The 22,758-nt window shown below is 42.1% G+C and carries 17 protein-coding genes and 2 tRNA genes; 14 read left to right on the top strand and 5 right to left on the bottom strand.

The features are described from left to right. Nucleotides 1-54 precede the first annotated feature (54 nt). Nucleotides 55-129 (top strand) — tRNA-Val (locus ATH1_RS0111920). Between the two features lie 134 nt (nt 130-263). Next, nucleotides 264-929: a redox-sensing transcriptional repressor Rex gene (locus ATH1_RS0111915; protein ID WP_010422010.1), complete on the top strand. Its 666-nt coding sequence runs from the start codon at nt 264-266 to the stop codon at nt 927-929. A gap of 88 nt (nt 930-1,017) precedes the next feature. Here ATH1_RS0111915 and ATH1_RS0111910 read toward each other — a convergent pair whose 3' ends face one another. The 3 genes from ATH1_RS0111910 to ATH1_RS0111900 all read right to left on the bottom strand — a co-directional run bounded on the left by ATH1_RS0111910 (nt 1,018) and on the right by ATH1_RS0111900 (nt 4,240). Then, nucleotides 1,018-1,380, bottom strand: a complete 363-nt coding sequence (locus ATH1_RS0111910; RefSeq protein WP_010422007.1) for a four helix bundle protein — start codon at nt 1,378-1,380, stop codon at nt 1,018-1,020. 132 nt (nt 1,381-1,512) lie between these two features. Further along, nucleotides 1,513-2,874, bottom strand: coding sequence for a sensor histidine kinase (locus tag ATH1_RS0111905; RefSeq protein ID WP_010422002.1), 1,362 nt, complete (start codon nt 2,872-2,874; stop codon nt 1,513-1,515). Continuing rightward, nucleotides 2,864-4,240 carry a sigma-54-dependent transcriptional regulator gene (locus ATH1_RS0111900; protein ID WP_010422000.1) on the bottom strand — a complete coding sequence of 459 codons (1,377 nt, stop codon included), beginning with the start codon at nt 4,238-4,240 and terminating at the stop codon, nt 2,864-2,866. Before ATH1_RS0111900 ends, ATH1_RS0111905 begins: the two co-directional genes overlap by 11 nt. Before the next feature lie 408 nt (nt 4,241-4,648). Between ATH1_RS0111900 and ATH1_RS0111895 the strand changes: the two genes are divergently transcribed. From ATH1_RS0111895 to ATH1_RS0111850, 10 genes are all read left to right on the top strand, one after another. Further along, the gene (locus ATH1_RS0111895) at nt 4,649-5,329 is read left to right on the top strand and encodes an ABC transporter ATP-binding protein (RefSeq protein WP_029164104.1); all 681 of its coding nucleotides are present in this window, start codon (nt 4,649-4,651) and stop codon (nt 5,327-5,329) included. Nucleotides 5,330-5,728: 399 nt separating this feature from the next. Next, nucleotides 5,729-8,146, top strand: a complete 2,418-nt coding sequence (locus ATH1_RS0111890; protein WP_010421996.1) for an ABC transporter permease — start codon at nt 5,729-5,731, stop codon at nt 8,144-8,146. Nucleotides 8,147-8,411: 265 nt separating this feature from the next. Next, the gene (secDF, locus tag ATH1_RS0111885) at nt 8,412-11,447 is read left to right on the top strand and encodes a protein translocase subunit SecDF (protein ID WP_010421993.1); all 3,036 of its coding nucleotides are present in this window, start codon (nt 8,412-8,414) and stop codon (nt 11,445-11,447) included. Nucleotides 11,448-11,545: 98 nt separating this feature from the next. Beyond that, nucleotides 11,546-12,037: a twin-arginine translocase TatA/TatE family subunit gene (gene tatA / locus ATH1_RS0111880; RefSeq protein ID WP_010421991.1), complete on the top strand. Its 492-nt coding sequence runs from the start codon at nt 11,546-11,548 to the stop codon at nt 12,035-12,037. A gap of 94 nt (nt 12,038-12,131) precedes the next feature. Further along, nucleotides 12,132-13,076 carry a calcium/sodium antiporter gene (locus ATH1_RS0111875; RefSeq protein ID WP_010421989.1) on the top strand — a complete coding sequence of 315 codons (945 nt, stop codon included), beginning with the start codon at nt 12,132-12,134 and terminating at the stop codon, nt 13,074-13,076. 378 nt (nt 13,077-13,454) lie between these two features. Further along, nucleotides 13,455-14,108, top strand: coding sequence for an ABC transporter ATP-binding protein (locus ATH1_RS0111870; RefSeq protein WP_010421984.1), 654 nt, complete (start codon nt 13,455-13,457; stop codon nt 14,106-14,108). A 46-nt stretch (nt 14,109-14,154) separates the two neighbouring features. Then, complete coding sequence (locus ATH1_RS0111865; RefSeq protein WP_010421981.1) at nt 14,155-14,919, top strand: TIGR02757 family protein; 765 nt, start codon at nt 14,155-14,157, stop codon at nt 14,917-14,919. Between the two features lie 47 nt (nt 14,920-14,966). After that, nucleotides 14,967-15,632, top strand: coding sequence for a tRNA1(Val) (adenine(37)-N6)-methyltransferase (locus tag ATH1_RS0111860; RefSeq protein ID WP_245531779.1), 666 nt, complete (start codon nt 14,967-14,969; stop codon nt 15,630-15,632). A 335-nt stretch (nt 15,633-15,967) separates the two neighbouring features. Next, nucleotides 15,968-17,305: an MATE family efflux transporter gene (locus ATH1_RS0111855; RefSeq protein WP_010421975.1), complete on the top strand. Its 1,338-nt coding sequence runs from the start codon at nt 15,968-15,970 to the stop codon at nt 17,303-17,305. A gap of 12 nt (nt 17,306-17,317) precedes the next feature. After that, a complete protein-coding gene (locus ATH1_RS0111850) occupies nt 17,318-18,049 on the top strand; it encodes a 2-phosphosulfolactate phosphatase (protein ID WP_010421972.1) in 732 nt (243 codons plus the stop codon). A 149-nt stretch (nt 18,050-18,198) separates the two neighbouring features. Here ATH1_RS0111850 and ATH1_RS21840 read toward each other — a convergent pair whose 3' ends face one another. Beyond that, a complete protein-coding gene (locus tag ATH1_RS21840) occupies nt 18,199-18,372 on the bottom strand; it encodes a hypothetical protein (protein ID WP_010421968.1) in 174 nt (57 codons plus the stop codon). 166 nt (nt 18,373-18,538) lie between these two features. Between ATH1_RS21840 and mutS the strand changes: the two genes are divergently transcribed. Continuing rightward, complete coding sequence (gene mutS, locus ATH1_RS0111840; protein WP_010421965.1) at nt 18,539-21,160, top strand: DNA mismatch repair protein MutS; 2,622 nt, start codon at nt 18,539-18,541, stop codon at nt 21,158-21,160. 36 nt (nt 21,161-21,196) lie between these two features. On the opposite strand, the gene ATH1_RS0111835 is transcribed toward mutS, so the two are convergent. Beyond that, nucleotides 21,197-21,281: transfer RNA gene (locus ATH1_RS0111835), tRNA-Leu, on the bottom strand. A 294-nt stretch (nt 21,282-21,575) separates the two neighbouring features. On the opposite strand from ATH1_RS0111835, the gene ATH1_RS0111830 reads away from it, so the two are divergent. After that, a complete protein-coding gene (locus tag ATH1_RS0111830) occupies nt 21,576-22,658 on the top strand; it encodes a 3-oxoacyl-ACP synthase III family protein (protein WP_010421961.1) in 1,083 nt (360 codons plus the stop codon). Nucleotides 22,659-22,758: the final 100 nt, after the last annotated feature.

The raw sequence follows: 22,758 nt of genomic DNA, 5'->3' as shown, positions 1-22,758 counted from the left end.
TTGTTTGGTGGTTGAAAAAAACTCTTCTATATTTGCATCGCTTTTGAGAAAACAGGGCGATTAGCTCAGCTGGTTCAGAGCACCTGCCTTACAAGCAGGGGGTCAATGGTTCGAATCCATTATCGCCCACCTATGAAGGACCTCGAAAGGTCCTTTTTTTTTGTTTAAAGTAGAAAGGTCCTTTTTATTTAATGATTTCTTTCGTTAATGAAAAACTTCATTAAATTTGTATCTTAACAACCAGGTTTAAATAAAAATCTGACATGGAAGAAGGAAGTAACAAAAAGAGAAGTTTTCCCGTCCCGGAACCTGCCTTACGCCGTATGCCATGTTATCTGGCTTATCTGAAAATTGCTTCCCGTAAAGGCGACCGATACATTTCTTCAACCAATATTGCCGGTGATATGGGGGTCGACCCCACACAGGTAACCAAGGACCTCTCTTATACCGGTATCACCGGCAAAACCCGTGTCGGATATGAAGTGGAACCATTGATCGATGCACTTGAAGATTTCCTTGGATTCAGGATGGTAGATAAAGCTTTCCTTTTTGGTGCCGGAAGTCTCGGTCGGGCTTTATTGCACGATCACGGCCTTAAACAGTACGGCCTTAATGTTGTAAAAGCTTTCGATATAGACCCTGCCGTGGTTGGTCGCGAGATCGTTAATGTTCCCATTCATCACATCGACGATTTTAAGCTTATGCGCGAAGAAGGTGTGGAAATAGGCATACTGACCGTCCCCACCGAAAGTGCCCAGCAGGTAGCTGATTTAATGGTGGAAGGAGGTATTCGCGCTATCTGGAACTTTACCCCTGTCCGAATTAAAACCCCCGACGATGTTGTGGTTCAGAATACTTCCTTGTATGCACATCTGGCCGTAATGTTTAACCGGCTTCACGAAATTAAGCAAGACGAAAAAAAATATTAGTATAGCTGGTGAGCTGGTGAGCTGGTGAGCTGATGAGCTCATTTCTCACCCCTCAATCCTCATCAGCTCACCCCTCAACCCTCACCAGCTATTTTAATCTTTCACCTATCTTTTTTCTTGTTGAGGCAAAGATTTTTAATAACTCTTCTGATTCATTCCTGAGATGACTTGTTTGATTTAATGTCATTAGTTCGCTTTCCTCTAAGAGTTCAATCCAGAAAAGCGTTTCATCGCATTCTTCCACTACAATGCTGAGTTTTGAAAAGTATTCTTTCTCGGATCTTGCTCTGGCTGCTGCTCTGAAATTTGCTGCAACAGAAGTTCCTGAGCGAAAAAGTTGTTTGCCAATCATTTGGTGTTGGGCAAGCTTTGGCAACGATGCATAAAACTTGATAATTTCAATGGCAAAGGCCTTTGATCTTTTGCAATACTTCCGATTGAAATCACTCATAAATTAGGGTTTTAATGGTATAATAATATTTGGATATTTCAGCTCATCCCTCAACCCTCAATCCTCATCAGCTCAATCCTCATCAGTTCAATCCTCACCAGCTCAATCCTCATCAGCTCAATCCTCAACAGCTCAAAAAGTCAGAGAGAACGTGGTTTCTTTTCCCGGTTCGGAATACGCGTTGATACTTCCCCTGTGCAGTCGCATAATTTGTCGCGACAGGCTGAGACCAATTCCGGAACCCTGAGGCTTTGTGGTAAAGAACGGGATGAATATTTTGTCCAGAACATCGGGCAGTATGCCTTTGCCGTTATCGGTTACCTGAATGGTGATACGTCCGCGCCGGTTGAGAAAGGCCTTGATTTCGATCCGGGGATTTTCCCTGTTTTCGAGCGCATGAATGGCGTTTTTAACGAGGTTTATCAACACCTGTTCAATCAGGTGCTCGTCTGCTGATAGTTCCAGTGATTCGGGTTCCACGATCACTTTGCAGGTAATACCTTTTTCCTTAATTTCTTTTTCATGGAGCTCCCGTATATTGTTGAGCAGATGGTATACTTTGAAAATAGTAAAGTTCGGGGTGGGTATTTTAGTCAGGTTGCGATAAGTATTGACAAAGTGGAGTAATCCGTCGGTTCGTTTGTGAATGGTTTGCAGAGCCTGCTCTACCTCCTTCAGCGATTCGGTATCTTCTTGTTCCACATTCCGGGCTTCGAGTGAATCAATGATATTTTGTATCAGCTGCTTGATCGTGGATGAGAGAGAAGATATCGGGGTGATGGAGTTCATGATTTCGTGTGTGAGCACCCGTATAAGTTTCTGCCACGATTCCATTTCTTTTTCATCGAGTTCCTGCTGGATGTTTTTGATAGAAACCAGCATAATACTGCGGTTGTGAATGCGAAACTCGGTGGCATAGATGGCCAGTTGCAAAAGGTCGTCTTTTTCCCGCACACGCACCAGGGTGTTCTCTCCGTGCTTGATTGTCAGAAGCTTTTGGACGATGTCCGGGCTAAACTCACGTAATCCTTGTATGTTGTGTAACGTTCGTACCTGAAATAGTTTTTTTGTCGCATTGTTGATCAGTTCCACCTTGCCGTCTTTCTGGAAAGCAATAAGGGAAATTCCGATGTGCTGAATGACTGTTTGCAGGTAAAAATAGTTCTCTTCCTTTTCGGCCCTGACCGCCTGAAAATCTTTAATCACTTCATTGAACGATTTTTTGAGCTTATCGAACGATGAGTCAAGACTTTCAACCTGAAATGTTCGGGTGAAATCGGAGTAGCGAATGGATTCAAGGAAATTGTTAAGTACACGGTTGGTGCGGTCAACATAAAATATCATGGCCACCACCTGGAAAACAATGAGAAGTCCCACCAGTATAAGAGTCATGGTGAGACTGGTGTTGTACCACAGGTAACTGAACCCGAAGATAGAGACAGTCAGCAAAACTGTCCGGATGATATAATTGGTTCTGAAATTATTAAAGCCCATATTTTTCCATTCTCCGGTAAAGTGATGTACGAGTCAGTCCCAGATCGGATGCGGCTTTGGAAATGTTACCGCTATGCATGCGCAGGACTTTTTCAATAACCTTCTGTTCTATTTCTTCCAGGTTGTAGGTATCAAACTCGAAAGAGTCGGCAGTACCACCGTGAGATGAAAGCTGGAAATCGTTTTCGTCGAGATTGGGCGATTCACTCATTATGACGGCCCGCTCCAGCACATGCTGAAATTCACGAACATTTCCCGGCCATGGATAAGAACGGAACTTTTTGATAACCTGATTGCTGAGTTTGTTGATTTTTTTATTGTATTTTTTGCCAAATATTTTCAGGAAATGTTCTGCCAGAAGGGGAATATCTTCCGGACGCTCCCGAAGTGGGGGAATTTCAATTTCTACCGTGTTGATACGATAAATAAGGTCCTGTCGGAAGCGGTCTTCTGCAGCCATTTGTTTCAATGGCATATTGGTTGCACTAATGAGTCTTATGTCGATGGATTTGGGTTTATTGGCTCCTACTCGTGTAACTTCTCTTCGTTCGAGCACTGTAAGCAGTTTTGCCTGCATCGGAAGAGAGAGGTTTCCAATTTCGTCAAGAAAGATGGTTCCTCCCGAGGCGAGTTCAAACCGTCCGGGACGATCAGCTTTGGCATCGGTAAATGCCCCTTTGACATGTCCAAAGAGCTCGCTTTCGAAAAGTGTTTCACTGAGTGCCCCAAGGTCTACACTGATGAATACTTCATCTTTTCGCAATGAGTTACGGTGAAGCGCCCTTGCAACCAATTCTTTTCCGGTTCCGTTTTCACCCAGTATCAAAACATTGGCATCGGTTCCGGCCACCTTCTTTATGGTACTGAAAACCTGCTGCATTCCCGGAGAAGCACCAATGAAATCGGCGAAGGGCTGATCCATGATGGTGTTGATCTCTTTTTGTTTTTCGCGCAGGTCGGAGGCTTCACGGCGCGAACGGTTTAGCTTAATAGCCGAAGATATAGTGGCCAGAAGCTTTTCGTTTTGCCATGGTTTGATAATGAAATCTGTAGCGCCTGCTTTAATGGCCTGTACAGATTTTTCCACATCCCCGTATGCAGTGATAAACAGAACCACTGCCTGCGGATCAATCTCAAGTATTTTGTTGAGCCAGTAGAATCCCTCTTTACCACTGATGGCATCCTGGGTAAAATTCATGTCCAGTAGAATCACATCGTAGTCTGTCTCTTTCATCAGCGAAGGAATATTTTCCGGATCGGTTTCCGTGGTGATGAGTTCTACGTGCGGACGCAACAATAATTTTAAAGCAAACAGAATATCGGTGTTATCGTCAACTGCAAGAATTTTTCCGGTTTTTGTGGCCATAGCATTAATTTAGTTAATTTTATACATTAACTGTTTCCGAGAGAAGCCCGAATCATAGGGGCAGGCAGACACAAGTTGTGACAATCTCTGTCATGTTCGTTTCAAATGTATTAAAAAATTGTCCATGTCTTTGATAAAATTGTTCGTTAACGGACAATTTTTATGTCTTTAGAAGCAGAAAAGCGCTTTAAGATTCGTTCAAAGTATTGTATATCAATTGATGGTTGTTTTTGGCCGGATTTGTGATATATTTTAAAACGGCCTCAAGATAATGTCAAGGCAATGACCTTTAATCTTCCTGCAAGTTTTTAATTTTAACGGTTTTTTATTTGACGTAGCACTATGGAAATCATCATGGTGTTCGCGAATGTACATTTAGTGTCCGGCATTGAACATTTTTTTGGATTTATGATACATACAAGAAACATACAAAAATTTTATCAACGTGGGGAACACGTAAGATATGCTTTGCAAAACATCAATATTGATATCAATGAAGGCGAATTCGTAGTTGTCAGAGGGCCCTCGGCAAGCGGAAAAACCACATTGCTCGGTTTGTTGGGATTGGTTGATGCCCCTTCGGGGGGTGAAATATATTTTAAAGACACAGAAGTTGCCCGTATTTCAGAGTCTGAAAGGGATAAAATAAGGCGCAAACATATTGCCTTTGTATTCGAAAACTTTTATCTGATTGAGGATATGACAATTTCGGAAAATATTGAATTGCCACTACAATATTTACCGTTTAAACGTAAGGAGAAGAAACATATCGTTAATGATTTGATGGAACGTTTCCGCTTAACTCATTTGAAGCGTCAGTATCCTTCCAAACTTGGTAACCTGACCCGGCAAAAGGTTGCGCTTGCCAGGGCTTGCAGCTCCTCGCCAGATATTATCTTTGCCGATGAGCCTTGTGGCCGCTTAAGTTCCGGTGAGTGCGAAGAGTTTATGGAATTGTTTCGTCAGATCAACGAGGAAGGAACGACAATTGTGATGGCTACTCACTCTGAAGATAATTCCAGACATGGGCAACGCATTATCCAGCTGTTTGATGGTCACGTGATTACTCATTCCACAGAGGGGCGATGACAGAATTGAAACGAGTCCCGGGTAATCGGGATGAGTTCTTTTTGGCCAATAACTTAGACTGATTAGTTTCTGTCCATAAAGTAAATAGTCAGTTTAAAAAAGCCGAAACGCAGAGACCCAACGACGCAAAGTTTTATTATGAGAGAATAGTGGTTTGTGCCATTAATTGTGTAAGCAGTTAATTACCAGACATCTGGAAAAGTTTAACGGAGTATTGTAAAGTAATATTTGTTGCGTTAGCCAAAAACGGAGTTTACTTATCGTAAATGAGTATTTTGGCGGCTTCGCAAGCCTTGCAACCGGCACTTTCTGAACAGACACATGATTTGTTACAACTTTTCCCGACTTTAGGCGGGCACTAATTAAAGAGGTTTGTTTATTACACACACAAATTGATTTATGCGCATTTGGAGTTATATAAATACATCGTTCCGGACATTGTTTTTGCATCGGGGCTTTTCTTTGCTGATTCTTTTCGGGCTTTCGGTGGGGATAGCAATGAGTATTTTTGTGCTGGAATATGTTTATTATCAGTTTTCATACGACAAGCACTACCGGGATTCCGATAATATTTATCGTGTAGTATCGAAAGGAAAGCTTGAAAATGAATATGTTGATGTAGCTCTTACGCCAATGGTACTGGCTTCCGAATTACAAAAGTATCCCGGGGTTTCTGCATTGACGAGGATTATTGATACTTCTGAAAAACCCGTTCAAAGTGATTATTCCAAAGCCTACGAGTCGGATATTATTTTTGCCGATTCCTCTTTCTTTTCGGTGTTTTTCCGGCCATTTGTTTTGGGTGATGCAAAAGATTGCTTTTCCGATTCAACAGGAATTGCTATATCCAGATCGGCGGCTTCCAGATTGTTTGCAAACCATAACCCTATTGGCGAAATCATTCGCATCAACGAAACGGATACATTTGTGGTAAGAGGTGTATATCAGGATGTTCCTGATAACAGTCACTTTAAATATGATATTGTTTTACCATACCGGATAGTTGAAAAGCAGTTAAAGGAACATTACGGTCAGAGCTATCAGGAGATTGAAGAAAGTTGGTTTTCCCTGATTACTTATGTTTATGTAAAAACCAAACCCGGTACGGAAGCCGATTTACTTGCCGACCGATTTAATTCGGAAATTCAAACTGAAATGGAAGAACAACGTGATGAGTTGTTCGATCCCCTGTCACAAACTTATCTGAATTATCATTTTCAGAAATTGGAAGATATCTATCTTTTTTCGAACTGCGATTTTGAGATAGGGGAAACCACAAGTCCTTTATATGTATATATATTTCTGGGGATAGCATTCTTTATTTTATTGGTAACAGCGTTTAATTTTATGAATCTGACAACTTCGCGGGCGTTGGACCGGGTAAGGGAAGCAGGAGTCAGGCGAATTTTCGGGGCGAGAAGAGGCAGTCTGGTTGCCCGGTTTATCAGTGAGTCGGTATTGTTTAGTTTTATAGCACTCTTTTTAGGGCTTGTTTTGGTTGAATTACTTCTGCCTTATTTTAGTGATCTTTTCCGGATGGATTTTTTGGATCAGAACTATCGGGAACAAATCAATATGTCCTGGGTTTTGGTGGGTACTTTACTGGTAGGGGTTTTGTCGGGGCTTTATCCGGCTTTGGTTTTTTCCGGGATCAGGCCGGTGCATCTTTACACCGGACAAAATACGTTCTCATCTTATCCGGGAATATGGTTCAGAGGGGCTTTGGTTTTTATTCAGGTATTTGTGGCCGTGGTGCTTTGTGCGGTTGCGATAGGAATGTGGCGGCAAATGAATTTTGTGAAAAATTATGATCTTGGGTTTGATCCTCAAAATCTTGTTCTCATTGAAAGAGCACGCTATTTAGGCGAGGATGTTGATTCGGTTATTAGCGAACTCAGCAAGATTGATGGCGTTTCGCATGTGAGTAAAATGTATTCCAATCCGGGCGAGCCTGTCTCTATAATGTCTTTTAACCTGGCAGAAGATAGTACCAGGACATATTTTCTTTCAGTATTTTATGTTGATTGTACTGTTTTTGAGACTTTACAGGCCAAAATAAAAAGCGGAAAGGTGCATTGTAATGATACCAGCCGGATATTGATTAATGAGGAAGCTGCATCGATGATGAACATCAGTAAACTCGATGGGCAAAAACTTCAGACCATGGCTTCAGGAGGGGGCGATATCAAAGAATATCCTATAACGGGAATTATCGAAAATGTATACATGGGAAGTCTCAAGAATACTTTGCGACCGGCCATGTTTGTTCCCGTTCAAAGTCATGAAATTCCCCGCAGCCTTCTGGTGCGTTATTCGGATATTGATTACAGTTCTGTTTATCGTCGGATAAAAGAGGTTTGGGATCGTTCAGGCACAGGCGCTCCTTTTCTGGGCGGGTTGATAGCAGAGCGCCTCGATAATTTTTACCGTGAGGATTACCGTTATAGTTCCCTTGCCACAGCATTTGCTGTTTTGGTGGTAATAATGGCTTCATTGGGGATGACAGGTTTGGTCTCTTTTTTAATAGCGACCCGGCGTCATGGTTTCTTCCTGCGCAAGCTTACCGGATTTCCTGATTTTCATATTATCCTTAGCCTTTTCCGTGGTTATCTGAGATTTGTTTTGGCAGGTGTTGTTTTGGCTCTGCCCGTTTCACAAATCCTTTTGAATATTTGGTTAGAGACGTTTAGTGTTCATTATTATTCGGATTATCTTTGTTTCGTTGTTTCTGCTGTTTTACTTACCGGAATTGCTGCCGGGATTGTTTACTATGGAGTGAGAAAACTCCGGAAACAGATGTCTTTGCATCAGTTCTGAACGAAGTCTTCCTTTACCATACTTTTAACTTCACAAAACCAAATGGTTTTAAAAAAAATCGATATATTTGCGCGTTTAGAAAAAAGTAATGAGTCTGCTTCTTAAATAGCTGTTTTGTCAACGTCGGGGTGCAGAGGATTTTTAACCGAAGTTAATTTTTTGTTAATGAGATTTTGAAAATTCGCTGCAACAATCAGATTGGTAAAAATGAACTTTTAATCGGCTGACTCAGGAATGTGATTTTGAAATAAAAAAATACCTACAAATGCAGAACAAAGGAGCGATCAGACTATTTGCCATTCTTTTGGCACTGGTTAGTTTGTATCAGTTGATCTTTACATTTCAGACCCGCGAGGTTGAAAAACAGGCTGAGGTATATGCCAAACAGCGTGGCGGGGACGATCCCGATCTGGTTAGTAAATACCGGTTCAACTATCTCGATTCCATGAAGAATAAGGTAGTTTATAATTTTCTTTTCGGATTAAGGGAATATACCTATCAGGAATGTAAAGAGCGTGAAATTAATTTCGGACTCGACCTCAAAGGCGGAATGAACCTTATTCTTGAAGTTCAGGTTGAGGATATAATCAAAGCGCTTTCCAATTACAATCAGGACGAAGCTTTTATCGAAGCATTGAAGCTTGCCCGCGAAAGAGAGAAAAATTCTACCAGGGATTTTATAACACTTTTTGGGGAAGCTTTTGAAGAGGTCGCTCCCGAAGGTCGCCTGGCGGCTATTTTTAATACAGTTGAATTAAGGGATAAAGTTGATTACAATTCTACCAACGAAGAAGTCCTTCGCGTCATCCGGGAAGAAGCCCGGGGCGCTATTGATAATGCCTTTAATATTCTTCGTACACGTATCGACCGTTTTGGGGTAACGCAACCCAATATTCAGCGGTTGGACCAGACAGGCCGTATTCTTATAGAACTTCCCGGAGTCGGCGATCCGGAACGGGTTAAGGACCTGTTACAGGGCACTGCCAATTTGGAGTTTTGGGAAACTTACAATCAGGAGGAAATTTTTGAAAGTCTGATAAGCGTTAATCAGTTAACGGCTGAGATTGAAGCTGTCAGAAAGGCGAATGCGGATACAACAGAAGTGAAACCTGAAGTTTCATTGGAAGAGGGCGAAGAGGGAAGCGATCTGGCATTACTCGACGAAATAGAAAGCGATACACTGGATGTTGATGCCGGGGAGGAAGGCGTAACTTCACTCTTTACTTATCTTGCTCCCAGTGGGCGTCCGAATAGTCCTGTAGTGGGGCTTGCAACTTCCCGTGATACCGGTAAGGTTAACAGTTATCTTGCTCTCGAAGAGGTACAATCACTTCTACCGCGTGATGTTAAATTCCTTTGGACGGTAAAACCAATTCCTGCAGAAGAGGCTCAATACTGGACCAATCAGCAGTTTGACGAAAATGATGAACTGTTTCAACTGATAGCACTGAAGGTGACCAGCCATGACGGGCGTCCGCCATTAGAAGGAGATGCCGTCTCCGGTGCACGGGCGGTTACCAATCAGCAGGGACAATATGAGATAGAGATGTCTATGAACAGTGAAGGTGCCAAAACCTGGGCCAGGCTGACCAAAGCCAACATTAAAAGGTCTATTGCCATTGTATTGGACGGGTATGTATATTCTTTCCCAACTGTTCAGAATGAAATAAAAGGAGGACGCAGTTCTATTACCGGCGATTTTACACCGCAGGAAGCCAAGGACCTTGCCAATGTTCTTCAATCGGGTAAGATGCCTGCCCCGGCAAGGGTGGTTGAAAGTACCGTTGTTGGTCCTTCACTGGGTGCCGAAGCTGTTGATGCCGGACTTAAGTCGTTTATTTGGGCATTTATTGCTGTACTCATTTACATGCTCATTTATTATGGTATCAAAGCCGGTCTGGTAGCCGACTTCGCATTGATTGCCAATATGTTCTTTATCATGGGCGTTTTGGCTGCATTTAATGCCGTGCTCACGCTGCCTGGTATTGCCGGTATCGTTCTTACCATAGGTATGTCGGTTGACGCCAACGTGCTGATATACGATCGAATACGGGAAGAATTGAAAGCCGGCAAAGGTTTAAGACTTGCCATTGCCGATGGTTACAAAAATGCTTTCTCTGCCATTATCGATGCCAATGTTACCACTTTCCTGACCGGATTTATTCTGTTCACTTTCGGGACAGGGCCCATCAAAGGCTTTGCCACTACTCTGATGATTGGTATTGCCACCTCTTTCTTCTCGGCATTTTTTATTACACGTCTGATTTATGAAAGTCTTCTTAAATCAAAAGTTGATATAAGGTTTGCTACCAAACTGACTGAAAATCTTTTCAAAGGAATGCACATTCGTTTTATTGAAAAGAGAAAGGTATTTATAACTATTTCCGGAATTGTTATATTATTGGGTGTGCTTTCCCTTGGAATAAGGGGACTGAAACAGGGAATTGACTTTACCGGAGGTCGTTCGTACGTGGTACGGTTCGATGAGCCGGTTCCTGCTACAGAAATTCAGTCCGTTCTCGTTACTGCCTTTGAGGGTGCTAACGTTGAGGCCAAAACTTTTGGCGCCGATAATCAGATCAGGATAACAACCAACTATTTGGTTGATTTGGATGACAAGGATGCTGATGATCGGGTAACAAACCGCCTGTATGAGGGACTTAGGCCTTACATAGGTGACGATGTGACACTGGATGAGTTTCTTTCGGATTACCGGCAGAGTTCACAAAAGGTAGGTCCCACCATTGCCAGCGATATCAGAAATAAGGCGGGATATGCCATATTCTTTTCATTGGTGGTTATTTTCCTTTATATTTTGATTCGATTTAGAAACTGGGAATTCGGAATTGGAGCGTTAGGTGCACTGGTGCATGATGTATTGATTGTGTTAGGGATTTTTTCTCTTCTTTATTCAGTAATGCCTTTCTCAATGGAAATAGACCAGTCATTTATCGCAGCCATTCTTACCGTTATCGGGTATTCCATCAATGATACAGTGGTTGTGTTTGACCGGATCAGGGAGTATAGAGTACTTTATCCAAAGCGTGAGCTGACAGATGTTTTCAACCTGGCGATGAACTCTACCATCAGCCGAACCATGAATACATCGTTTACAACTCTTGTCGTGCTGGTCGTTATTTTTCTGTTTGGAAGTGAGGTTATTCAAGGATTCGTGTTTGCGTTGATTGTTGGTGTTGTTGTTGGTACTTATTCATCCTTGTTTATTGCATCCCCCATTACATTTAATTTTATGGAGAGACGCATTAAAGCCAAGGCTAAGGGTAAGGGACGAAAAAAATAACCAAACCAATTATATAATATTTGTTTATTGTTCCCCGGTTGGATTAAAGTCATCCGGGGAATTTTTTTATATCTTTGACAGGAACAAATCATTTTGTTATGGTAACGTTTCTTTTTGGTATTTCCATGGGGGAGATAATTGTAGTCTTCCTGGTAGTATTGTTGCTTTTCGGGGCCAATAAGATTCCCGAGTTCGCAAGAATGCTGGGCAAAGGAATGAATGAATTCAGAAAAGCAAGTGAGGATATTAGGAAGGAGTTTCACGAAAGTACAAGTGATCTGAAAGAAGATTTTGAAGAAGCCCGCCAGTATATCACCGAACAGGGGCGCGAGATGAAAGAGGATATTAAAAGAGCAGGAGAAGATGTGAAGCAGACCCTTGAAGATGATTCGGGAAGAGATGATTCCTATGGTGATGAGTCAACTAAGAATCAGGATGATACTCCCGATGGTTCGGATGAAGTTTCACGGGAAGTTTATGGGATAAATGCTGATGGAAAACGCGATGAGACAGGTAGTGCTTCAGGTGAAGAAGATTTAACCGGCGATGAGTTGGATCGGGATGAGGAAGAAAAGAGAGGGGAAAAATAAGTTGTCGGTCTGAAGATCAATTTATACGCGTTATTATTGTGAAGTTTGTACCGGGTGTCAAATTTCTTGCTAAAAACAAGTGATACATTGCCTTATGGAGATAATATCATATTTACAGGTTTTAGCTGGTTTTGTTTTGCTTTTTTTCAGTGGTAACTGGCTGGTGAGAGGCGGGGTTGAAATATCCCGCCATTTTCGTGTCAGTCCATTGGTAGCCGGACTTACAGTGGTTGCTTTCGGCACCTCTGCTCCGGAGTTGTTTGTTAGTGTTGAGGCTGTATTTACCGACGCTCCCGATATATCTATCGGAAATATTGTAGGTTCGAATATTGCCAATATTGCTTTAATTCTCGGAAGTGTAGCCATCATATTTCCCATCTCTGTACGTCAGCCTTCCCTATTATTTGACTGGCTGGTGATGATGCTTGCTTTCTTTTTGTTGTTTTTGTTTTTGGATAATGGTCTTCTGCAGCGTGGCGAGGGATTCGTGTTTTTTCTGCTGATTGTTGTTTATCTTCTCTGGTCGGTAATAAACTCGCGGCGCAAATCGGCCAGGAATGAGGAAGTTTTTCCTGAGCCTGCCATGAAACTTCCGGTTGCTGTTTTGATAATTGTTCTGTCTGTTACCGGCTTATATTTTGGCGCGGAATGGCTTGTTACCGGTGCAAGCCATCTGGCTATAGGCTGGGGGGTCAGCGAGAGAGTGGTAGGTGTGTCGGTGGTTGCCTTTGGTACCAGTGTGCCCGAATTGGCTACATCTCTTGCTGCTGCCTTGAAAAAGGAAATGGATATATCGGTTGGAAACATTATCGGTTCTAATATATTTAATATTTTTTCCATATTAGGTATAACCGCTATTCTGAAACCATTGGAGGTTTCACCACGCATAGTTACTTTCGATTTCTGGTGGATGACGGGAATAGGTATCCTGCTGATGCTTTTTATGATTCCGTTGCGCAAAGGTTTGATAACACGGTTTAAAGGAGCGGTCTTACTTTTGGTCTATATTTTTTATATTTGGTTTTTGTTTAATACTTGAGCCCGGTCTGAAAAGCATCTTTGTCGCCAAACTCATTGTTGTTTGGTTCACCGAATTTGCGCGAATTAACGCGAATTTAATCGCATCTTTGATGCGACAGTCATTCGTGTTATTGATAACATCATAATTGATTTTTTAAGGTGTTCTCGAACTCCTTCCAATCGTTTCATCAGTATAAAACAAGTCTAAGTCATTGGCCTGATGGAACTCGCATGATTGAGATTTGTACATGTTCTTTTGAGACAATCTTTGTCATGCTCGTTTCGTTGACGACAAAAATAATTGCGTAGCAGTTGCTAATCCGATAAATTATGACTTAAGCTTTTTGGTTTTTTTGGCTCTGGCTTGTCCAGGTAAGGTAATAATTATTTTGTATAAATGGTAATCGGACAAAATATTGAAAAACAGTTTGGAGATTTAAAAGTCCTCAAGGGCATTGACCTTACTATTAACAGAGGGGAAATTGTAACTATTTTGGGAGCCAGCGGTGCCGGCAAAACCACTTTACTCCAGATATTAGGATCGCTTGATAAACCCACCAGGGGGGAAGTGATTATCAATGATACAAAGATCAGTGAACTTTCAGGTAACCGTTTGGCAGAATTCCGAAACCGACACATCGGTTTTGTTTTTCAGTTTCATCAGTTGTTGCCTGAGTTTACCGCCCTGGAGAACTGCATGCTTCCGGGACTTATTGCCGGGAGAAGTGAAAAGGAGTCAAAGAACAGGGCATTAAAGCTTTTATCATATCTGGGGCTTAGCGACCGTCTTGACCATAAGCCGGCGCATTTGAGCGGAGGTGAAAAGCAAAGGGTTGCAGTAGCCAGAGCATTGGTGAACGACCCCCTTGTGGTTTTTGCCGATGAACCGTCTGGCAATTTGGACTCCAAAAATCAGGACGAGCTGATGGATTTATTCGTGGATTTAAGAAAGAAGTTTAATCAGACGTTCGTTATTGTTACTCACGATCAGCACCTTGCCAGTAAAGCCGACCGTACCGTTCACATGGTTGATGGGGTTATAGTAGACTGACTTTTCTTAGAAAATTTCCACGAAAATTTAAACGACGAACTACTTAATGTTGGCAGAACAGGAGTTAAAAGAATTTCTGGACGAAAAAGCGTTCTGGTATCAGGCACGGTGGTTTATTGATGATGACCCTGTACAGATTCCGCATTTGTTTTCAAGCAGAGAAGATATTGAGATTTCGGGCTTTATAACAGCTATACTAGCCTGGGGCAAGCGGAGCATGATATTATCCAAAGGTCGCGAGTTGATGAAGCGTATGGATATGTCTCCTGCCAATTTTGTGCGGAATGCATCTGAAAGGGAGTCAGCGCGCCTGGGCGGGTTTGTATACAGAACCTTTAACGATGTTGATGTACGTTATTTTTTGAAAGCTCTTCATAAGATTTATATTCATCATGGCGGACTTCAAAAGGTTTTTTACGACGGTTACCGTTCAGACGGAATTATAGGTGCTATTTCAGGTTTTCGCCAGGTATTCCTTTCATACAGTCCACCTGCAAGAACGGGTAAGCATATTGCGAATGTGTTGAGAAATGCCTCAGCCAAAAGAATTAATATGTTTCTCAGGTGGATGGTTCGGCGGGATTCTCCTGTAGACTTCGGACTATGGACAAATTTTAGTCCGGCTGATTTGCTTATCCCCCTGGATATTCATGTGGCACGAGTTGCCAGATCGCTTGGGCTGCTCACCCGGAAATCCAATGATTTTAAAAGTGTTACCGAATTAACCGGAAAATTAAAAGAATTCCGGCCCGAAGACCCTGTGTTTTATGATTATGCACTCTTCGGACTCGGTGTGTATGAGAAATTTTGAGTATGTTTCATTTTAAGCAGTTTTCAATCCGGCAAGACAGAGCAATTATGAAAGTAGGCACCGATGGTGTCCTGGTTGGAGCATGGACGCCTGTGCCGGATTATCCTGTGAGCACCATTCTTGACGTTGGAGCCGGGACAGGCCTGATTGCGTTGATGATGGCACAGAGATGCCCCTCAGCCCGGATTGATGCGGTTGAAATTGATGCTCCTTCATGCGAAGATATGGAAGTAAATTTCAGTGAGTCGAAATGGAGTGACAGGCTTCAGGTATTCAATACTTCCTTTCAGGATTTCTGCGTGAAAACTAAGAAACGGTATGACTTGATAGTCTGTAATCCTCCGTTTTTTTCAAATGGATTGAAAAATCCTTCCGTGCGGAAAGCTTTGGCCCGACACAATCATTTGTTGCAACAGGAAGAGCTGATTGACGGTGTTAAAAAATTATTAAGCAGAAATGGCTTTTTTTCTTTAATATTGCCGTTTCCAGATTATGAGTTGTTTCGACTGGCTGCTTCCCGAAAAAGTTTATTTGAGCATTGCAAGCTTTGTGTTCGTCCTACTCCCGCCAAGGCAGTGAAGCGTGTTATTTCGTTGTGGGGACTCAATATGCCGGAACAACTCGGGATAGAAGAGTTGTTTGTGGAGTCGGCACGTCATAAATATTCGGATGAATTTGTGAAACTGACCCATGCGTTTTATTTAAATCTCTAATCAATGAGTCCGGTCTAAAAAGCATATTTGTTGCCAAACCAGTTGTTGTTTTAAATTTTTGCATCCTCATTAACAACAAGTTAACTCCGGTACAACAATTTAAAATGCCTTGATTTTGACAAAAATATGCTTTTTATACTGCACTCATCAATGCTTCTGAAGCACGAGAGATTTTTATGTGTGAATTCATCTATTTTCCGTTGGATTTTCTCAGACAATTTGTAGTTAGTCATTTGCATTTAAAAATTTTTACAATTTAAATACCACATTATCAGCGACATAAGATTGTACTTACATCTAAAAATCTAAAAATCTAATGATCTATTAATCTGTTAATGACATCAGTAAACAAATATAAATCACATTACAGACCGAATTTGATTCTTGCCACGCCGGTGATGCTGTCGCAGGCCGGTCAGATGATTGTAGTACTTGCCGATAATCTTATGGTTGGACGGTTGGGAACTGTTCCTCTTGCGGCAGCCTCGTTTGCCAACACGGTTTTTGTGGTTGGGATGGTGTTTGGTATTGGAATGGTCAACGGGTTAACACCACTGGTAGGGAAAGCCTACGGAGGGGGGCATAAGATTATGGCCGCATCTTGGTTTAAGCAGGGGCTTTATGCCTTTCAGGGGGCAGGTTTGTTGCTTTCGATGATACTCTGGCTGGTGTCTTATCTAATGCCTTTTATGGGGCAACCTGAAGCTGTTGTTGAGGCAGCGTTACCTTACTACAGGGTTCTGGTAGTGTCTATGCTGCCTTTTGTTCTCTTTTCAACATTCAAACAATTTGCCGAAGGACTTGGAAATACTCGTATTGCAATGGCTATTACCGTAACGGCCAACATACTCAATATTTTTTTGAATTACCTTTGGATTTTTGGGAAAGCAGGGTTTCCTGCCATGGGACTAATGGGGGCCGGTTATGCAACGTTGACAGCCCGCACTATGATGCCACTGCTCTTTATATGGGTGTATTTTAAGTTCGATTTTTTCAGTTTTTACAGGAGCCATATCAGTAAAACCAGATTTTCGTGGTCGAAAAGTCTTCGCCTTATGTGGTTAGGAATTCCCATTGGCGGCCAGCATTTTGTGGAAGTTCTGGCGTTTAGCATTGGAAGTATAATGATGGGCTGGTTGGGTGCATCAGCACTGGCAGCGCATCAGATTGTTCTGAGTTTTGCCAGTTTTACGTTTATGGTGGCTCAGGGCATTGCGGCAGCGACTACCGTAAAGGTCAGCCAGTTTGTTGGTCAGGGCAGGAAGGAGGCCTTAAGGGCCACTACATTTGCCTCGCTGCATTTGGTTCTGGCATTTATGGGAACCAGTGCCATTTTGTTTGTTATTTTTCGAAATGCCTTGCCCGCTCTTTTTATTAAAAATGAGGAAGTTATTGCTATTGCCTCTGGATTGATGCTGGTGGCGGGTGCTTTTCAGCTGTTTGACGGCCTGCAGGTCACTATGCTTGGTGCTTTGCGGGGGTTGGAGGATGTGAGACTTCCGTTTAGAATGCTGCTCGTGGCCTATTTCATTTTGGCATTACCTGTCGGCTGGTTTTTTGCTTTTGTCGTTAATGCCGGACCGCTTGGAATATGGTACGGTTATTTGTTAGGATTATTTTCAATTTCTTTATTTCTTTTGTTGCGTTTCAGATGGCTGACAAAAGATAATTAAAAAGATTTAGTTTTGAATTTAGATGTAATTTTTTCAGCTTCAGAAGTAACTTCTGCCGGGGTTTCCGGGAAAACGGTTGTTGTTATTGATGTATTGCGTGCCACATCGGTTATGGTTACCGCTTTAAATAACGGAGCTTCCAGGGTGATTCCTGTTTTATCCCCTGAAGAGGCTTTTGAATACAAATCTTCGCACGATGGTGAAATTATCCTTGTTGGTGAGCGAAACGCAAGCGCAATTGAAGGATTTGATTACGGCAACAGTCCGCTTGATATGGTGCCGTCTGTTGTAAAGGATCGAACGCTCGTTATGACTACTACCAACGGAACCAGAGCCATCAGGGCCGCCAAAGATGCCTCGGAGCTTTTCATCGCGTCGTTTTTAAATTCAGAAGCCACAACAAGGATTCTGAAACAAACAGAAGATGTTGTATTGATTGCATCGGGCAGCGGCGGAAGTTTTACAATGGAAGACACTTTGTGCGCAGGATATATGATTGAGCTGTTGAATTCATTTGCCGGGATTTCTCTGAAATTAACGGATGCAGCAGTGGCAGCTAATCAATTGTTTGCGGATGTTCGGGACGATCTGCACAAGTTGGCTGCGTTGGGGAATCATTATCGACTGCTTAAAAGTAAAGGACTGGATGAAGATATTCGTTATTGTTTTCTCAGAGATTGTATTGACCTGGTTTGTATGCGTGAAAACGGTGCAATTGTCTCCCCAAAGAGGCAGAGTGTTTGAATGCAATACAAAAGTGGTTACTCAAAAACCCCCAATTAGATGAGCATCGCTCTTTGATTTGAATTTTGAGTAACCACAATGTATTTATCCGGCAGTCAGATATTACTTATTTCTGAGTTTGTTCCTAAAAGAGGCTTTTAGTACCGGACTCATTCTTCAACTTTTTTATTGAGAAGAATGTAAACAAATAACCCTACTATCAGCAGGAGCAAAGAAATAATCAAATAGATGTTGTCCGTATAACTGTTTGCAGCATAAAGGCCTAAAATAACAACCGCTGCAATGATAAATAATACCCCCAGGTTTCTTAACAGATATTTCATGATACAAAGTGTTTGATTACTGTTCGTACTTTTAATAATGCGAATATAAAAATATTAATTGAATCCAATAATTCAAAATCAAAGATTGAAGAAATCTTTATTATTTGATTCTCTTTTTATCTTTGTAAGTCAAAATTGAAGTTGTATCAGAAAAACAAATCTATCGTTGGCAAAATCGAAAACACCGGTTGTTGAAACACCTCTGATGAAGCAGTATTACAACATCAAGGGAAAGTATCCCGATGCCATATTGCTTTTCAGGGTAGGAGACTTTTATGAGACTTTTTCGGAGGATGCCATAAAAGCATCTGAAATTTTGGGTATTACGCTTACCCAAAGAGCCAATGGTTCTGCTTCTTCTGTTGAGCTGGCCGGATTTCCCCATCATGCGCTGGATACTTATCTGCCAAAACTTGTCAGGGCAGGACAGCGGGTAGCCGTTTGCGATCAACTCGAAGACCCCAAAATGACTAAGAAAATCGTAAAACGGGGAGTTACCGAACTGGTTACACCCGGGATAGCGATCAATGAAAATATTCTCGAACATCGGGAGAATAATTTTTTGGCAGCTGTTCACCTCGAACAAAAGTCCGGGGGTGTTGCATTTCTTGATATCTCTACAGGTGAGTTTTTAACGGCGGAAGGGCCTTTTGATCATCTCGAAAAGCTAATATCGGGTTTTAAGCCTAAAGAAGTACTCTTCGAAAAGAGCAAACGCAGGGCTTTCACTGAAATTTTTGTTTCCGGGCATTATACGTACGGTCTCGATGACTGGGTCTTTACTGAAGAGTCCGCCCGTGACAAGTTATTAAAGCATTTCCAGACAAAGTCGTTGAAAGGATTTGGGATTGAACGTCTGAAGTCAGGCGTTATAGCCGCAGGGGCTGTATTGCACTATCTTGATCTTACTCAGCACCACCAGATAAGCCATATTTCAAATATTTCAAGAATCGATGAAGACAAATATGTATGGCTTGACCGGTTTACCATTCGCAATCTGGAAATTTTTGCTCCTGTGAATGAAGGGGGACGATCCTTAATAGATATTATCGATCAGACGATAACTCCGATGGGAAGCCGGTTGCTTAAACGATGGGTTGCTTTGCCGCTAAAAGATGTTCAACCGATACTGGACCGGCAGTCGGTGGTTGAACACTTCTTTAGGGCACCGGACCTCAAGATGGAGTTGGAAGCCCACCTTCGTCCCGTGGGTGATCTGGAACGGTTGGTTTCCAAGGTCGCTGTTGGCCGTATCACGCCGCGTGAAATGATACAAATGCGAAATGCCCTCAGAAGTATCGGTCCTGTCAGGGAATTGTGTATGTCTGCCGATAATGTGGTGCTTAACCATCTCGGGGATCAGCTTAATGCGTGTGATACAATAAGAGAGCGCATTGAAAGGGAAATTGTACCCGATCCTCCTAATAACATTAATAAAGGGAACGTTATTCGTGATGGTGTCTCAGCCGATCTTGATGAACTCAGAAACATTGCCTTTTCCGGGAAAGATTATCTGAATGAGTTACAAAAACGGGAAATTGGGCGAACCGGAATACCGAATCTTAAGATCAGTTTTAACAATGTTTTTGGTTATTACATTGAGGTGCGCAATACCCATAAGGATAAAGTTCCGTCCGACTGGATACGTAAGCAAACCCTTGTTAATGCCGAGCGTTATATTACCGAAGAACTGAAGGAATACGAAAATAAAATTCTGGGTGCAGAAGAACGAATGCTTGTTCTTGAAGCCGAGCTTTATAGTGCCCTGATTTCTGCTCTTACAGAATTTATTCCCGCCATTCAGCTGAATTCCAATTTGCTGGCCCGTCTCGATTGTTTGCTTGGTTTTGCAACCCTTGCAGCAGAAAACAATTATGTAAGACCGGTAGTAAACGACAGTGAAGAAATCGATATCAGGGGAGGTCGTCATCCGGTTATTGAAAAACAACTTCCGGTCGGAGAGGAATATGTTCCCAACGATGTGTTCCTGGATAATGACACGCAGCAGATAATGATTATTACCGGGCCCAATATGGCCGGAAAGTCCGCGCTTTTGAGGCAAACGGCACTGATTGTTTTACTTGCCCAGATTGGCAGTTTCGTACCGGCCGAAAGTGCTACAATCGGTGTGGTCGATAAAATATTTACACGTGTTGGAGCTTCCGATAATATTTCACTCGGAGAGTCGACCTTTATGGTGGAAATGAATGAAGCTGCGAGTATTTTGAACAATCTTTCATCGGGGAGTCTGGTGCTTTTCGATGAGCTTGGACGCGGAACAAGTACTTACGACGGGATATCTATTGCCTGGTCAATCGTTGAGTACATTCATGAAAATACTAAAGCAAGAGCAAAGACATTGTTTGCGACGCATTATCATGAACTCAATGAAATGGAAAAATCATACAGCCGTTGCCGCAATTACAATGTATCGGTAAAGGAAGTAGACAATAAGGTGATTTTTTTACGGAAATTGGTTCCCGGTGGAAGCGAACACAGTTTTGGAATACACGTGGCTCGTATGGCCGGAATGCCACCGAGTGTGGTTAAGAGAGCCAATGAAATTTTATCTGAATTGGAAGACAATCACAGGCAGGGTGGTATCTCAAAGCCCGTAGGTGATCTGGCCCAACATCGTGAAGGGTATCAGCTAAGCTTTTTTCAGCTGGATGATCCTGTTCTTCAGCAAATACGCGATCAAATTGTAAATTTGGACATAAACAATCTGACACCGGTTGATGCTTTGAATAAGTTAAACGAGATAAAACGGATTGCAGGATTGAAATAAAAAACGCTCATTGGGATGACCAAAGAGCGTTTCTTGTACCCGGAGCGGGAATTGAACCCGCACGGCCGCAATGGCCACAGGATTTTAAGTCCTGCGTGTCTACCAATTCCACCATCCGGGCGGATTGTGAAATCCTTTTTGTAAGCGGTGCAAATATAGCTTTTTTCGGAGTTCTCTACAACAATAGTATTAAACTTTTGCTGATGTTTGGTGGCGAAACATGGACTTCTGAATTAAGCATTTTCTTCACAAGGTGAGTGGTGAGTAACTTTTTCAAAAAAACCTTTGTTTTCGGCAGCTTCAGTGAAAAATGTGGTGAATGGTAATATCGTGGGGTGAATGGGAAAGGCTTAATTGTGGCTGCAAATCGAAAAATTTGTTTCTTTGCCGTGTTGTATTTATATAGTATTGAATTATGGAATATCAAATTTATTCAGTTATCACAGGAACAGGTTCTTACATCCCCTCCAGGGTAGTGAAGAATGAAGATTTCATGCAAAACAAATTTTTTTCTCCTTCAGGAGAACCGGTAAAAAAAGATAATCGTGAGATAATAGAAAAATTTAAAGAAATAACGGAGATTGAAGAGAGGCGCTATGTGGAAGATGAATATGTTGCCTCTGATATAGGCACATTTGCAGCGCAACAGGCCCTCGAAGCTTCCGGTGTTGACCCGGAAACACTTGATCAGATTATAGTAGCTCACAATTTTGGAGATGTTAGCAAGGAGACTTTGCAGACCGATATACTTCCTTCGCTGGCATCAAAAGTTAAATATAAGCTGAGAATTCAGAACCCTTTTTGCGTGGCTTACGATATTTTGTTTGGTTGTCCAGGATGGATACAGGCGCTTATTCAGGCTGATTTCCATATTAAATCAGGTGCTGCCAGGCGGGTACTTGTTATTGGTACCGAAACATTATCGAGGGTCTCCGATCCGCATGATGTTGACAGCATGATTTATTCTGATGGAGCTGGAGCTGTTGTTCTTGAGGCGCGCGAAAGTGAAAGACCCGTCGGGATCATTTCTCATATTACCAGGACCGATACTTTCGATAATGCCTGGCTTTTGCACATGGGGCCTTCATATAATCCGGATGTCGAAAAAAGTAAGCAATTCCTCAAAATGAACGGGCGAAAAGTTTATGAGTATGCGTTGCAAACGGTTCCTCCTACCGTCAGGAAAGTTATCGAAGATGCAGGAATTGATATCTCAGATGTTAAAAAGGTACTGATTCATCAGGCCAACGCGAAAATGGATCGTGCTATTTTGGAACGTTTGTTCAAATTATTTGGTTTGAGGAATGTTCCGGATTATACGATGCCTTTAACCATTAGCAATTTTGGCAATAACTCGGTTGCCACTGTGCCGGTACTCTTTGATTTAGTTATAAAAAAGGAACTTCAGAATCACCGCCTTCACAGTGGCGATCATTTTATTTTTACCTCTGTTGGAGCGGGGATGAACATTAATGCGATAGTTTACAGAATGGCTTAAATATTTGTACACATGAAACGTGCATGACAACGATTGTCACAATAAGAATATGTATAAACACCATCTAACCTCTAATCATCAAAGAAACCAAAAACAGGGT

Origin of the sequence: Anaerophaga thermohalophila DSM 12881, assembly GCF_000191885.1 — a bacterium.
GTDB classification, from domain to species: Bacteria; Bacteroidota; Bacteroidia; order Bacteroidales; family Marinilabiliaceae; genus Anaerophaga; species Anaerophaga thermohalophila.
This window is presented reverse-complemented; position numbering and strand designations above follow the sequence as displayed.